Origin of the sequence: Pseudoalteromonas sp. SD03, from assembly GCF_040937955.1 — a bacterium.
Taxonomy (GTDB): Bacteria; Pseudomonadota; Gammaproteobacteria; order Enterobacterales; family Alteromonadaceae; genus Pseudoalteromonas; species Pseudoalteromonas tetraodonis.
Window position 1 is genome coordinate 2880244 of record NZ_CP162514.1, and the last position, 14591, is coordinate 2894834.

At 41.3% G+C, this 14591-nt stretch carries 14 protein-coding genes; 2 read left to right on the forward strand and 12 right to left on the reverse strand.

Annotated elements, in window-relative coordinates:
* Positions 1-6: 6 nt before the first annotated feature.
* The 3 genes from ABZP26_RS13470 to ABZP26_RS13480 all read right to left on the reverse strand — a co-directional run bounded on the left by ABZP26_RS13470 (position 7) and on the right by ABZP26_RS13480 (position 2446).
* Complete coding sequence (locus ABZP26_RS13470) at positions 7-1065, reverse strand: succinylglutamate desuccinylase/aspartoacylase family protein (RefSeq protein ID WP_008110612.1); 1059 nt, start codon at positions 1063-1065, stop codon at positions 7-9.
* Entirely contained in the window at positions 1052-1957 is a 906-nt protein-coding gene (gene rimK, locus ABZP26_RS13475) for a 30S ribosomal protein S6--L-glutamate ligase (RefSeq protein WP_008110610.1), read from the reverse strand. Before rimK ends, ABZP26_RS13470 begins: the two co-directional genes overlap by 14 nt.
* 66 nt (positions 1958-2023) lie before the next feature.
* Positions 2024-2446, reverse strand: a complete 423-nt coding sequence (locus ABZP26_RS13480; protein WP_008110607.1) for an ATP-dependent zinc protease — start codon at positions 2444-2446, stop codon at positions 2024-2026.
* Between the two features lie 532 nt (positions 2447-2978).
* Between ABZP26_RS13480 and zntB the strand changes: the two genes are divergently transcribed.
* Positions 2979-3950, forward strand: coding sequence for a zinc transporter ZntB (gene zntB / locus ABZP26_RS13485; protein ID WP_013465832.1), 972 nt, complete (start codon positions 2979-2981; stop codon positions 3948-3950).
* 66 nt (positions 3951-4016) lie between these two features.
* On the opposite strand, the gene rraB is transcribed toward zntB, so the two are convergent.
* From rraB to ABZP26_RS13530, 9 genes are all read right to left on the reverse strand, one after another.
* The gene (gene rraB, locus ABZP26_RS13490; protein WP_008110603.1) at positions 4017-4352 is read right to left on the reverse strand and encodes a ribonuclease E inhibitor RraB; all 336 of its coding nucleotides are present in this window, start codon (positions 4350-4352) and stop codon (positions 4017-4019) included.
* Entirely contained in the window at positions 4352-5065 is a 714-nt protein-coding gene (locus ABZP26_RS13495; RefSeq protein WP_029610024.1) for a 1-acylglycerol-3-phosphate O-acyltransferase, read from the reverse strand. The genes rraB and ABZP26_RS13495 overlap by 1 nt, the downstream gene beginning before the upstream one ends.
* Positions 5066-5231: 166 nt before the next feature.
* Positions 5232-7529: a DNA topoisomerase IV subunit A gene (parC, locus tag ABZP26_RS13500; RefSeq protein ID WP_013465834.1), complete on the reverse strand. Its 2298-nt coding sequence runs from the start codon at positions 7527-7529 to the stop codon at positions 5232-5234.
* 10 nt (positions 7530-7539) lie between these two features.
* Complete coding sequence (locus ABZP26_RS13505; protein ID WP_096038760.1) at positions 7540-8634, reverse strand: sorbosone dehydrogenase family protein; 1095 nt, start codon at positions 8632-8634, stop codon at positions 7540-7542.
* A gap of 27 nt (positions 8635-8661) precedes the next feature.
* Positions 8662-10551 carry a DNA topoisomerase IV subunit B gene (gene parE / locus ABZP26_RS13510; protein WP_036980166.1) on the reverse strand — a complete coding sequence of 630 codons (1890 nt, stop codon included), beginning with the start codon at positions 10549-10551 and terminating at the stop codon, positions 8662-8664.
* Positions 10552-10571: 20 nt separating this feature from the next.
* Positions 10572-11135 carry a YqiA/YcfP family alpha/beta fold hydrolase gene (locus ABZP26_RS13515; protein ID WP_008110593.1) on the reverse strand — a complete coding sequence of 188 codons (564 nt, stop codon included), beginning with the start codon at positions 11133-11135 and terminating at the stop codon, positions 10572-10574.
* Positions 11120-11905, reverse strand: a complete 786-nt coding sequence (locus ABZP26_RS13520) for a metallophosphoesterase (protein ID WP_013465837.1) — start codon at positions 11903-11905, stop codon at positions 11120-11122. The genes ABZP26_RS13515 and ABZP26_RS13520 overlap by 16 nt, the downstream gene beginning before the upstream one ends.
* Positions 11892-12350 (reverse strand): DUF1249 domain-containing protein, encoded by a 459-nt coding sequence (locus ABZP26_RS13525; protein WP_013465838.1) that lies wholly within the window; start codon positions 12348-12350, stop codon positions 11892-11894. The genes ABZP26_RS13520 and ABZP26_RS13525 overlap by 14 nt, the downstream gene beginning before the upstream one ends.
* Positions 12351-12381: 31 nt before the next feature.
* Entirely contained in the window at positions 12382-13008 is a 627-nt protein-coding gene (locus ABZP26_RS13530; RefSeq protein ID WP_013465839.1) for an NUDIX domain-containing protein, read from the reverse strand.
* Between the two features lie 158 nt (positions 13009-13166).
* Here ABZP26_RS13530 and tolC point away from each other — a divergent pair, with 158 nt between their 5' ends.
* Positions 13167-14525: an outer membrane channel protein TolC gene (gene tolC / locus ABZP26_RS13535; protein ID WP_013465840.1), complete on the forward strand. Its 1359-nt coding sequence runs from the start codon at positions 13167-13169 to the stop codon at positions 14523-14525.
* The last annotated feature ends 66 nt before the right edge of the window (positions 14526-14591 follow it).

Genomic DNA, 14591 nt, shown 5'->3' on the forward strand with positions numbered 1-14591 from the left:
TTGGTATTAATTATTTAGTTCAGCCGTTTTCAGCTCATCATCTAAATCATTTATCTCATCAATAAACGTTTCTAACTGCTGCTCTACCAAACTATTTGCATGCGCAAAATAAGCAATATGGAATACGGCATCGCCTTCATTTACCAGTGGCATGGTCTGCTGGCCAATAATAATACCGCTTCGAGGAGCAAGGAGTTCAAGTTCTGAATCGCCAAGCGGACTGCTAATATAAGCAAGCACTTGGCCTTTCATTACTCGCTCACCTAACGATACTTGCGCTCTTACTATGCCGTCTACTTCAGCACGTACCCAACTAGTTGAACTTGCAATCACAGGATCAGGCAGTTTTTTAGGGCGTTTACCGCGTATCATTTTTAAATGTCGCATAACATAATCAACCCCTTGCACGCCTGCAGCAATCGCAATAGGGTCAAAGCGTAGTGCTTCACCCGCCTCATAAGTAATAACAGGTATACCTAAATTAGCGGCTTCACTACGCAGCGAGCCATTACGTAATGACGCATCTATAACCGCAGGCGTACCAAAGGCTTTAGCCATTTGCGCTGTTGCTTCATCGGCTAAATTAGCGCGAATTTGCGGTAAGTTAGTACGGTGAATCGCCCCCGTATGCAAATCAATAATATGCGTACAATGCACAGCTACTTGGTTAAAAAACATATACGCCATGCGACCTGCTAATGAACCACGCTCAGACCCCGGAAAACTCCGGTTCATATCGCGGCGATCGGGCAGATAACGCGATTTATGAATAAAACCAAATACATTCACAATCGGAACCGCAATTAATGTACCACGCAGCTGATTAGGGTCGATTTTAGCCAGTAACTGGCGCACAACCTCAACCCCATTTAGTTCGTCGCCGTGTATAGCCGCACACACCATCAATACAGGGCCTTCCATTACACCGTTAACCACTTCAATAGGAATATTAAGCGGTGAATGAGTGTAAAGCTTTGCAGCTTCTAGCGCGAGTGTTTTACGTTCACCTACACCAATACTTTCACCTAATAGGGTGAAAGGTCGGTTAATTTTAACCTTTGCCACGAGTTGCCGTTCCTTTACTTGCAGCATTTTTCTCGATGAAATCAATCACCATGCCCGCAATATCTTTACCTGTTGCCACTTCAATCCCTTCAAGGCCTGGCGATGAATTTACTTCCATAACCAAAGGACCACGAGATGAGCGAAGTAAGTCAACGCCAGCAACGTTTAAGCCCATTGCTTTTGCCGCTGCAACCGCTGTTTTACGCTCTTCTGGCGTAATACGCACCAGTGTAGCGCTACCACCACGGTGAAGGTTTGAGCGGAACTCGCCTTCCTGTGCTTGGCGTTTCATTGCAGCAATCACTTTATCTCCGAGTACAAAACAACGAATATCCGCACCACCCGCTTCTTTAATATATTCTTGTACCATGATATTGGCTTTTAAACCCATAAACGCTTCAATAACACTTTCAGCCGCTTTACGTGTTTCAGCAAGTACCACACCAATACCTTGAGTGCCCTCAAGTAGCTTAATAACGACCGGTGCGCCACCTACCATTTCGAGTAAGTCTTTTACGTCATCTGGCTTGCTAGCAAAGCCTGTTACTGGCATGCCTACGCCTTTGCGTGATAATAATTGTAGAGAACGTAATTTATCGCGCGAACGAGAAATAGCCACAGATTCATTAACCGGATAAACACCCATCATTTCAAACTGGCGTAATACAGAACAGCCATAAAAAGTAACTGATGCGCCAATACGCGGAACAATGGCATCAAAATCTTTTAGGTTTTCGCCGCGGTAATGGATTTCAGGTTGATCTGAGTTTATATTCATATAACAACGTAGCGCGTTAATCACTTTTACTTCATGACCACGTTGCTCAGCCGCTTCAATTAAACGACGCGTTGAATATAAATTTTTGTTGCGAGATAAAATACCAATTTTCATAGTTAAAACCTTAACTAAATTATGTTGAGCAAGCACATATAAGTATGTTTGCTACTCAAGTAATTCTTATAATAAATGTGATAAAGCCGGATCAACGACTATACGATTTTCCATAGCTGTGCGTCCTAATAACATTCTAAACTTCATTGACGCACGACTTGTTAATGTAATTTCTATTGGCCAACTAAATTCGCCAGCATGTAATGTAGTTTCAATAAAGTAACGCAATTCTTTTTGGCCACTAGAGCTGGTAACGTACTTCATTTTTTTAACTTTGGCATTGCAGGTAATTTGCGTTTGCTCGTCTTCTTGCAATGGTTGGGCTATAAATTTAACCCATTTTTCGCCTTCCACTTCATATTCTTCAATATTAATTGCATGAATACAGGAAGTACGCGCACCGGTATCTATTTTTGCTTTAATTTGCTCGATGCCCAGCTCGGGTAAACTCAACCACTCACGCCAACCAACTGTTATTTTTGTCGTCATAAATGTGCCCTTAGTAAAAAAAGTGTTTTATACGCTACAGCAAATAAAACACCAACAAAATAAATTAATCTACTCGATAAGCCGATTTGATTGACCTTTTAAGTTAACTCGTTTAACAATGCAGCTCTTACGTATGCATTTAACCATAAGCTAAAACATAAGTTTTTGTTGCTAAACTCAGTTTAACATATACAAAGTAAAGCTAAATTTTATTTATTTAACTAGGGTCTGTTGACCTTTACGAATTAATATTTGTTCAAACTAGGGGCAATTTAATCGCGGCGCGAGGTTTGTAACCTAGTGGGCTAAGTAAAAATCGAGCAACAAAGAGTTAACTGCCCCTAGGCAGAACCCTTCGGGCAGCGCCTATTTGGCATTGATGCTGTGTTATCGTCTATGTATGGGGAATAACCACACTCTGCCTTGCCTAAATACCAAATAGACTGCTGAAAATTTAACCTTGAAAGATAAACAGATCCTAAATACATTACAGTTAACTGTATTAAAAATATACTATCGATGAGAAATTATTATGATTAATGGCTTACTTCATGCGCTTATTCTTGATGAAAAAGGCGGTGCACGCCCCATAGAAAACAGCAAGCAATTACACCAATGGCAACCTACTGATGGAAAACTGTGGGTGCATATGGACTACAGCCAAACAGATGCGGTGGATTGGTTAAAAAACTGCGGGCTGTTAAACGACTATGAACTGGAATCACTCACTGCTGATGAAACGCGTCCACGAATAACGCCAACAACTAATGGCCATATGTTATTTTTACGCGGGATCAACTTAAACCCAGCACAAAGCCCTGAAGACATGGTATCTATTCGGTTATTTATAAATAACGATGTGGTGATCACCACGCGTAAGCGCCGATTATTATCAGTGCAAGATATTCTAGCCTCGTTGAATAATAATGAGGGACCATGCAGTATTTCTGAATTGGTGTGTACATTAGCGCACAAGCTCACTTCACGTATGCAAACAGTAATTGATGAGCTAGATGAAAGCTTAGATGATTTTGAAGAGGAAATTGATGAGCCCAGTAAAAAGTTTGATAACCAAGGCTTGTCGCAACTTCGCCGTCAAACCATCGCGCTAAAACGTTACTTAAAACCACAAAAAGAAGCACTCAGTAGCATGGTTAATAATCATTACCCATGGCTTTTTGACGATGATAAAGCCAAGCTAAATGAAACCACCAATTTACTTATTCGCTATTTAGAAGAGCTCGATAGTTCAATAGAGCGCGCACTTGTTATCCAACAAACCATTACAAATCAGGTCTCTGAGCAATTAAATCAGCGGATGTATGTAATGTCGGTGGTAGCTGCTTTATTTTTACCGCTGGGCTTTTTAACGGGATTATTGGGGGTCAATGTCGGCGGTATACCTGGAACAGAAAGCCCCTATGCATTCACTGCATTTGTGGTGTTTTTAATTGTTTTAACTGGTGGGATTGGTATTTACTTTAAAAATAAAAAGTGGCTGTAATTATAATACAGATCCAATAAGACACAAAAAGGCGAACATATTGTTCGCCTTTTGCATTGGTAATCCTTACTCTTGAAAGTAAGTGCCCCAACCGTCGTATTCAACATCGCATTCAACAGCAAGTTGCGCGAGTTTGTCAACGTCTTCCATTATCACGTCGACATCTAATTCGGCTTCAACAACAATGTCAAAACTCCAAATTTTTTCACCGTCTTCAAGCTCAAGTTCTGCTGGCTCTTCTACATCGTAACCTAGTTTAAACGCAGCCAATGCCGCTTGTTCTAACTTAGTAAAGTCTTCACATACAAAGTGGTGTTCTACTTCATAAAGAATTTCTGGATCGGAACCATCTTCAAGTAGTGAAGTTACGATGTCTTCACTTATTTCACGCCAGTTTTCCATTATTTCTCTCTCACTTGAGCATCTAATTCTGTTATTTTAGCAGCCATAATACTGTGCACACTTTTAGCATGTTCACGGGCACTGATACTGTTATCAAGTGCTATGGGGGCTAACATTTCAATGTAAATTGTACCATTATCCCAGCGATTTAGTTTAATGGTTTTATCGGTTGTGTTCATACATACTGGCACAACAGGCACCTCTGCACTCATTGCGGTATGAAATGCACCGGTTTTAAAGGGGAGTAAACCACGACCATAACTACGCGTCCCCTCAGGGAACATCCACACCGATAAGCCTTTTTGTTTTATTTTAGCCGCTGCTTTTGAGATTGTGCCAGCAGCTTTTGAACGATTTGAACGGTCGATTAAAATATTACCCGACAACCAATAAAGCTGCCCAAAAAATGGGATCCATTTAAGACTTTTTTTGCCAACGCTCACACAATTTTTTGGTACCATGGCTGGAATAGTAAATAAATCGTAGCTATTTTGATGATTCGCTACATACACAGCAGGCCCCACCTTAAGCGCATCGGGATGATATTTTAGTTCTAATTTAACCCCAAGCATTTTAGCCATTGAGCCAAACCAACTTGCAATAACATGCACATTATTAGGATGAAATGGTCTAAATATTGATAACAACAAACCAAAAAAACAACTTAATAATATAAACAACAGCATTATTAAAATACGTATAACAGCTAGCAAGTGCGCCTCTCCAATATAACCACAATCATGTATTGCTTTATTATAACGTTATTTTGTTGCGCAGACGAGAAAATAGCGCACAAGCGTTCGCTGAAATAAAACAGTCATAAAAAAACGGCTTACCTAAGTAAGCCGTTATCTAGTTTAGTCTAATTTTTCGAGTGTTTTAACTTTGCTCAGTATCTGAATTTGGCTCATCAACTTGCTGAGGTGTTAACTCTACCACGGCTTCATCAACGCGCTGTAAACCACGAGGTAACTTGTTCCCTCTGCGGCCTCGCTCGCCATGGTAATGCTCAAGGTCGCTTGGTTTAAGCGTCAATTTACGCTTACCTGCATGCAGCGTAACACTGCTGCCTTGCGGCACAACAGCTAATACTTTTACAAACTCTTCGCGCGCTTGTACTTTAGCGCCCGGAATAGAAATAATCTTATTGCCCTTCCCTTTACCTAGCTTAGGTAAATCACGCAGTGGGAATAACAACATTCGCCCCTCGTTAGAAATTGCCATACAGTAATCACTGGCAACGTCATTAACGCGAATTGGCGAAAGTAACACACCACCTTTTGGCACACTCACTAAGGCTTTACCGTTTTTGTTTTTACTGACTAAATCTTTAAAGTCAGTAATAAAGCCATAACCGGCATCAGAAGCCATTAGCAATACTTGAGCGTCTTCACCCATAACTACGTGCTCAAAGCTTGCGCCTGAGGTTAAGTTAAAGCGCCCTGTCATAGGCTCGCCTTGGCTTCTTGCAGAAGGTAGGCTGTGGGCATCGGTCGCAAATGCACGCCCTGCTGAATCTAAAAATACCGCAGGTTGATTACTTTTACCTCGCGCTGATGCTCTATAGCCATCACCGGCACGGTAATTTAATCCTTCTACATCTAAGTCATGACCCTTACCAACACGTGCCCAGCCTTTATCAGATAGAACAACAGTCACAGACTCTGAAGGGATTAAATCTTTTTCGCTCAGTGCTTTGGCTTCCACACGCTCAATAACAGGTGAGCGACGATCGTCACCATACATTTCTGCGGCTTCTTGAATTTCTTTTTTAAGCAACGTCGACATGCGACGGTCTGAGCCTAATGTTTGCTCTAATTTGTCACGCTCTTTGGCTAATTCGTCTTGCTCACCACGAATTTTAAACTCTTCTAGTTTTGCTAAATGGCGAAGTTTTAATTCTAAAATGGCTTCCGCTTGAATATCGGTTAACTCAAAGCGTTCCATTAATAATGGTTTAGGCTTATCTTCAGAGCGGATAATTTCTATAACTTCGTCAATATTTAAAAAGGCAGCAAGCAAGCCCTCTAAAATATGTAATCTTGCGAGTACTTTATCGAGTCGATATTGCAAACGACGACGCACTGTTTCACGTCTAAAAGTCAGCCATTCAGTTAAAATACTACGTAAGTCTTTAACTTGTGGACGGCCATCTAAGCCCAGCATATTTAAGTTTACGCGGTAATTTTTTTCAAGATCGGTTGTTGCAAATAAGTGCGCCATTAATGGCTCAGCTTTAATTCGGTTTGAACGCGGCACAATCACAATACGGGTTGGATTTTCGTGATCAGACTCATCACGTAAGTCAGCCACCATTGGTAACTTTTTAGCGTTCATTTGCGCTGCAATTTGCTCAAGTACTTTTGCACCCGAACATTGGTGCGGCAAAGCGGTAATGACGATATCGCCCTGCTCTTCACAATACACTGCACGCATTTTAATTGAGCCACGGCCGGTTTTATAAATTTTGTGAATATCAGCTTTAGGCGTAATTATTTCAGCATCGGTTGGGTAATCTGGCGCATGCACTAAATCCAGTAACTCTTCGAGCTCTGTTTTTGGCTTATCAAGTAATAAACAACAGGCACTGGCCACTTCACGCACATTATGCGGTGGTATATCGGTTGCCATACCCACAGCAATACCAGTTACCCCATTAAGTAATATATGCGGTAAGCGCGATGGCAACACTAAAGGCTCATCCATGGTGCCATCGAAGTTTGGCGTCCAATCAACGGTCCCTTGGCCTAATTCTTTGAGTAATACCTCAGAGAATTTAGATAAACGCGCTTCGGTATAACGCATTGCCGCAAATGACTTAGGATCATCAGCTGCACCCCAGTTACCTTGCCCATCCACCAAGGGGTAGCGATAAGAGAACGGCTGCGCCATCAGTACCATGGCTTCATAACAGGCACTATCACCATGAGGATGGTATTTACCTAATACGTCACCCACGGTACGGGCTGATTTTTTGTATTTTGCATTTGCCGATAATCCCAACTCACTCATCGCATAGATAATACGACGTTGCACTGGTTTTAGGCCGTCACCAACGTGCGGTAAGGCACGATCCATGATCACGTACATTGAATAATTTAAATAGGCGTCTTCGGTAAAACGCCCCATTGTTTGTTGTTCAATTCCTTGCATTAGCAAGGTATCTGTATCACTCATTAAAGCTTACCTAGTTTTTCTTATAGCTTACGCGGTAAATTACGTTTGCGTAATCATCGCTTACCAATAGACTGCCATCATTTAATTGTGCAAATGCAACAGGGCGTCCAAATGTCGTTTCGTCTTGCATAAAGCCGGTGATCAGTGGCGTATACTTTGTTACCTTGGCATTTTCTATAGTTGCCACTGCCACTTTATAACCGACCTTTTTAGAGCGGTTCCATGAACCGTGCTCTGCTACAAATAACTGTTGTTTATAGCTATCAGGGAACTGCTTGCCGGTATAAAAATGAATACCTAATGGCGCAACATGCGCACCTAATGCCAATGCAGGTTGAGTGTAGTCAGCAATGTTTTTGCCTTCACCAAACTCCGGATCAACAATAACGCCGCCATGCACGTATGGAAAACCAAAATGTTCTTCTTCTTTAGTGATGCGGTTTAGCTCATCGGGTGGAATATCATCCCCCATCATGTCTCGGCCATTATCGCTAAACCATAGCATTTGCGTGCTAGGGTGAAAGTCAAAGCCTACAGTATTGCGCACACCTTTGGCTAAAGTGGTTATTTCTTTGGTGTCCGTGTTTAACGAAAAAATACGACCAAACCGAGGTTCTTCTTCGCAAATATTACAGGGAACACCCACCGGAATAATCAGCTCGCCGTTTGGCGCAAAGCGTAAAAACTTCCAGCCATGGTGGCGCTCTGACGGTAAATCGCTATAAAACACTTCATACTCAGGGTTTTTGAGGTGCTTATCGATATTTTTAAAACGAATAATACGGTGCACTTCACCGACATATAAGTCACCGTCTTTAATCGCTAAACCCGAGGGCATATTCAGTCCCTCTGCAATCACTATTTTTTTATCTGCAACGCCGTCGCTGTTATGATCAATCAATGCATACACATTACCCGCATTACGCGAACCTGCATACACTATACCTCGGCTTGATACTGCAATTTGCCGAGCATTTTCAACATCATCAGCAAATAAGCTTATTTCAAACCCTGGGGCAGCCGTCAGCTTGTCGAGAATATTTTTCGCCATCACTGGCGATGACATAAAGCCGACTAACAACAGTGTGCTAAATAGTCTTTTCATTTGCCTCTCCTGTAGCCCAAAGGCTTATTAAACTTGTGCTTTGTTACCGTGATCTTCAAGCCATTGGCGGCGATCTGATGAACGCTTTTTAGCAAGTAACATATCCATCATTTCCATTGTTTGCTGCTCTTCATCAAGAGTAAGCTGCACTAAACGACGGGTATTTGGATCCATGGTTGTTTCACGCAATTGTAGCGGGTTCATTTCACCCAAGCCTTTAAAGCGTTGCACGTTTACCTTACCGCGTTTTTTCTCTGCTTCTATACGCGCTAAAATGCCCGTTTTTTCATCTTCATCAAGCGCGTAATAAACATCTTTACCAATATCAATTCTAAACAGCGGTGGCATAGCAACATACACATGCCCAGTTTTTACCAATTGTGGGAAGTGGCGCACAAATAAGGCACACAATAAAGTGGCAATGTGCAGTCCATCCGAGTCAGCATCCGCTAATATACATATTTTATTGTAACGCAGCCCTGATAAATCACTTGAATCGGGGTCAATACCCAATGCCACTGAAATATCATGCACTTCTTGAGAGGCCAAAATTTGCCCTGATTCTACTTCCCAAGTATTTAAAATTTTACCTCTTAGTGGCATGATTGCTTGGAACTCACGATCTCGCGCTTGTTTAGCTGAGCCACCCGCTGAATCACCCTCTACTAAAAACAATTCCGTGCGGTCATTATCAGCAGCACTACAATCGGTCAGTTTGCCTGGTAATGCAGGGCCTGAAGTAACACGTTTACGAACTACTTTTTTAGCCGCGCGTAAGCGACGCTGTGCATTTGAAATACACAATTCAGAAAGTAACTCTGCAGTGTCAGTGTGCTCATTTAGCCATAAGCTAAAGGCATCTTTTACGACACCCGATACAAACGCAGCACATGAACGTGATGAGAGTTTTTCTTTGGTTTGCCCTGCAAATTGTGGGTCTTGCATTTTTACCGACAATACATAACTACAACGTTCCCAAATATCATCTGGGGTGAGCTTTACACCACGTGGTAATAAGTTTCTAAATTCACAAAATTCACGCATCGCCTCTAAAAGCCCTTGGCGCAGGCCATTTACGTGGGTGCCACCTTGTGCGGTAGGAATTAAGTTTACATAACTTTCGGCTGTTGACTCACCGCCTTCAGGCATCCATACAACGGCCCAATCAGCGCCTTCAATAGAACTTGAAAACTCACCTACAAATGGGTCTTTAGGCAGTATCTCATAGCCTTTAACTGCTTCTACTAAGTAATCTTTTAAGCCGGTTTCATAAAACCACTCTTGGGTTTCTTTCGTTTGTTTATTTACAAACTTAATACGCAAACCTGGGCATAGTACCGCTTTGGCTTTTAATAAATGGTTAAGCTTAGTCAGTGAAAAGTTAGCAGAATCAAAATAGCTGGTATCTGGCCAAAAGCGCACGGTAGTACCGGTATTGCGTTTACCCACTGAGCCAATAACATTTAAATCTTCAACTTTATCGCCATGCTCAAAAGCCATTCTAAATTGCTGTGCGTCACGGCGAACCGTTACTTCCACACGGGTAGATAGCGCATTAACGACCGAGATACCTACCCCATGCAAACCACCAGAGAACTGGTAATTTTTATTTGAAAACTTACCACCTGCGTGTAATTTGGTGAATATTAGTTCAACCCCAGGAATACCTTCTTCAGGGTGAATATCTATCGGCATCCCCCGACCATCATCGCTCACTTCAAGTGAGTTATCTTCATGCAAAATGACATCAATACGCGTCGCATGCCCGGCCATTGCTTCATCAACACTGTTATCAATAACCTCTTGGCCTAAATGATTGGGGCGCGATGTGTCTGTATACATGCCTGGGCGGCGTTTTACCGGCTCTAATCCATTAAGTACTTCAATGGCTTCGGCGTTATAATTTTGTTGAGTCATAGTTTTTATCTTTATATACGCTAATATCTGATTTTAAGAAAATCGACAATGCTTGAAAAAGCTCGCTCAAAGCCATTAAAGCTATGATCGCCGCCAAATTCAATTAACTGTTTACATTGTGAGTAATACTTTATTGCGTGCTGAAAATTTAACACTTCATCCCCTGTTTGCTGTAATAAATACAACAGTTCAGGGTGTTTTAACTCTGTCACCGTTAATGCTTTTAACGCATCTATATGACGAGATTGTAATTGGTAATTATAATCTTGATACGGATTATAATTAGGCCCAAGTATAGGCTCTAATAATGTATATGGGGCAACGGCAGGATTAATTACCACCGCAGGAATTTGATAACGCTGCGATAAATACGTGGCAAAAAAACCACCTAACGAGCTGCCCAATAATACGGTATTCGGTGTTAATAGTTGTTCAAGCGCTATAATCGCCTCTATAGGTTCATGATTTAAGCGTGGCACACAATAATCAACATCATAGTGTGCCATAAGCTCACCAAAGCGCACAGCTTTATATGATTTTTCAGAGCTATTAAAACCGTGAATATAGATTACTCGTTTAACCATACCACGTCCGTGCGTATATGCACCTTTTGTTGCTCAGCATTTAAGTGCAGCATACGATAAGCCGCCCCTTTATCTTCTTGCTGCCAAGTAGCACTGTGCTTTGTAAACTGCACGGAACTGGCCGGTGTCGCGTAAATATCAAGCTCTCTAAATTGCTGTTGGTAGTCATTGTGAACATGCCCATGAAACAGCGCATCAACGCGGCCATTATTAACTAATAAATTTAATAGCTGCGGCCCATTTTCTAGCATGTGTTTGTCTAGGTAGCCATTAATAGGCAGTGGGTTGTGATGACAAAATGCAATATGACGATTATCTGAATCGACTAAACACGCCATAATTTCCTCTAAATGCGAGGGCGTCACCCACCCAGCAGGGGTATTTCCTTTAGAATTAATTAATATCAGTTCAAACCCTTGCGCCACAATATGTTTAGCGCGTTGTATTTGCCCGCCACTAATTAAATTGAGCTGATCAATTTCATCATGATTGCCGGGAACCCAAAATACGGGGCAATCAAGGTCACTATTATGAATCAGTTCAGCAAATAATAAATAGGAATTAAAGCTGTGATCTTGGGTTAAATCGCCACCAAATATCAAGGCATCAGGCTGCTGTTTTGCTATATCTGTAAGTGCCCTAGTAAAATGTTCTGCGGTGTTAACCCCAAAATACTCGCCCTGCTTATCGCTAAAAAGGTGACAATCCGTTATATGGGCTATACGAAGCTGGGCTTGCTCAAAATAATACGTATCATCAAACCAAGCCATTATTTACATCCCAATTAAGTGTTGATTGACCTCGCTCTACACAGGCAACCAACCAATCATATAAAAAAGCATTCAACTGATACTTTTCATCTTTTTGATGCATCTTAGGATTAGGGTAGCCATAGGAAGGTTTGATTCGTTGGTGGTAATCATGGTGGACAATTTCGGCTACCTTAGCATCATTATATAAGCGCACTGTTAAATACAAAGGCGAAATACCACTTACCATTCCTGATAACTGTTTAATAGATACATCAAGGGTGTACTTGGCATTGTCATCTATGTTGATGGCAAATTCACTGTGGCCCAGTTTGATTTCTCTAACACTGCCAATCGCTCGTTCACTAGGTAGTAATTTTAAAAGGCGTACGTAATTATGCTCACAAAGTGTTAAATACTTTGGAAGGCTTTGAATGTATCGATTAGTCGTTAAAAGTGCTGTCAAAATACCGCCATTACTATTAAAAAATTAAAAACTATGCCCACTTCTTACGTATTCTGTCGCGATTTAGTGCTAACCATTGCAAGCAAATTACCGTAGCCGCATTATCTATCTCGCCACGATTGAGTCGCTCAAATGCTTCATCTAAATCCATAATATGCGTTTTAATATCTTCACCTTCGGTGTCTAAGCCATATATACCGGTATTAATTTGGCTTAAGTCGGCGTGAGCTAAATATAAATATAAACGCTCTGTAGTACCGCCGGGGCTTGAAAGGTAAGACAACATAAACTCAAGTTCTGTTAAATTAAGCCCGGCTTCTTCAAACGCTTCTTTTTTAACAACCGACTCGTAATCTTCACTGCCATCGGTCATGCCCGCTATACATTCTAACAGCCAAGGCGTGTGTTTGCTTTTAATTGCGCCAATTCGAATTTGTTCAATTAGCAGCACTTGCTCAGTTACTGGGTCATAAGGTAAAACTGCGACCGCATCTCCGCGTTCAAGAATTTCTCGACGAATTACCTCAGACTCTCCACCCGCAAATAAGGCATGCTTAAATTGATAAAGGTTTATTTTAAAAAAACCATCATACAAATTTTCAATTGGTTTTAATCTCACATCGTCATGGGTAAATTTAATACGACTTTTATTCGCCATCTATTCTTTCCTTTTTGAGGGTGCAAATACATCAACGTCATTTAGGTATATATTCTGTTACACTTGAGAACGCTGTTTTACTAATTTTTTTTTTAGTTATTAGTTAAAACAGGTTAACATGCTACTAGTACAAAAATTGTCTAAGGACCGAACATCACATGAAAAAGAACATCCTTGCTGCACTGGTTAGTTTATCATGCGCATTGGGCTCAACCGTAGCCAATGCAGAAGATTTACTTCAAGTTTTTGAAATCGCAACAGCCAACGATCCTACCGTTTTAAAAGCAAAAGCCCAAGCTGATGCACAATCATACCAAAGCGATCGTGCTATGAGCGCACTATTACCGCAAATTGGTTTAAGCATGAGTTATGAAAAAAGTGACTCGACCTCTTTTCAAAGCGTAGGCGATTTATCAAACCAAGTTAAAGTCGAAAGTGAAACGGACCAATTCAGACGTGGTATTAGCTTAAGCCAAACGCTATTTGATTTGGGCGCGTGGAATTCACTCGGCATTGCTGACAAACAAGCACTGCAAGCTAGTGGCCAGTACGATTTTGCTAAACAAGATTTAATAGTACGTGTGGCTGAAGGCTATTTTAACGTATTAAGCGCTATTGATAACCTTGAATTTGTACAAGCTGAAAAACGTGCCATTGAGCGCCAACTTGAACAAACTAAACAACGTTACGCTGTAGGTTTAACGGCTATTACCGATGTACATGAAGCACAAGCACAATTTGATAACTCAGTAGCGCAAGAAATCATTGCTAATAATGCGGTAGAAACAGCCCGTGAGCAACTACGTGAGATCACCGGTAAATACCATGCAAAGCTAGATATGTTAAACACCGAAACGTTTTCTACTGTTAAGCCAAGTACGCCTGCAACTGATTTAGTTAAAATAGCGAAAGACAAAAACTTAAATCTGCAAGTATCAAAAATAACGGTTGATATCGCTAAAGAGCAAATTGAACTTGCTAAAGCAGGGCATTATCCAAAACTAACTTTAAATGCTAGTTACGGCGACTCATTAACAGATAGCGAGTTAAATGGCGCTAGTTTTGACGACCAGCCTCGTTCAGATTCAACATCTGTTGGACTTAACTTTAGCGTACCACTTTACTCTGGTGGCGCAACGGTTGCTGCAACAGATCAAGCACGTGCATTTTACGTTGCTGCGAGCCAAGATTTTGAAACGGATTATCGCGCAGTAACTCGCTCTGTTATTACTTCTTATAACCAAGTGGTATCTGATATTGCGACCTATAAAGCGCTTGAACAAGCGGTTATTTCAGCACAAAGCGCATTAAAAGCCACGGAAGCGGGTTTTGAAGTGGGTACACGTACCATTGTTGATGTGCTCGTCAGTACGCAAAACTTATACAACGCAAAGCGTAATCTTGCTGATGTGCGTTATCGCTATGTTGTGTCAACGCTTCGTCTAAAACAAGCAACAGGCACATTAAGCCGCGAAGACTTAGTGGGTATAAACCAAGGTTTAAACACGGTTAACTAAACACTATATTTCATTATATAACCACTAAAGCCAGCTTTTTGCTGGCTTTTTGTATTTTTGAGCGCA

Coding starts and splice junctions, on each gene's coding strand:
- rimK (WP_008110610.1), bottom strand. CDS start 1,957: ATGAAAATTGGTATTTTATCTCGCAACAAAAATTTATATTCAACGCGT.
- ABZP26_RS13480 (WP_008110607.1), bottom strand. CDS start 2,446: ATGACGACAAAAATAACAGTTGGTTGGCGTGAGTGGTTGAGTTTACCC.
- zntB (WP_013465832.1), top strand. CDS start 2,979: ATGATTAATGGCTTACTTCATGCGCTTATTCTTGATGAAAAAGGCGGT.
- rraB (WP_008110603.1), bottom strand. CDS start 4,352: ATGGAAAACTGGCGTGAAATAAGTGAAGACATCGTAACTTCACTACTT.
- parC (WP_013465834.1), bottom strand. CDS start 7,529: ATGAGTGATACAGATACCTTGCTAATGCAAGGAATTGAACAACAAACA.
- ABZP26_RS13505 (WP_096038760.1), bottom strand. CDS start 8,634: ATGAAAAGACTATTTAGCACACTGTTGTTAGTCGGCTTTATGTCATCG.
- parE (WP_036980166.1), bottom strand. CDS start 10,551: ATGACTCAACAAAATTATAACGCCGAAGCCATTGAAGTACTTAATGGA.
- ABZP26_RS13515 (WP_008110593.1), bottom strand. CDS start 11,135: ATGGTTAAACGAGTAATCTATATTCACGGTTTTAATAGCTCTGAAAAA.
- ABZP26_RS13520 (WP_013465837.1), bottom strand. CDS start 11,905: ATGGCTTGGTTTGATGATACGTATTATTTTGAGCAAGCCCAGCTTCGT.
- ABZP26_RS13530 (WP_013465839.1), bottom strand. CDS start 13,008: ATGGCGAATAAAAGTCGTATTAAATTTACCCATGACGATGTGAGATTA.
- tolC (WP_013465840.1), top strand. CDS start 13,167: ATGAAAAAGAACATCCTTGCTGCACTGGTTAGTTTATCATGCGCATTG.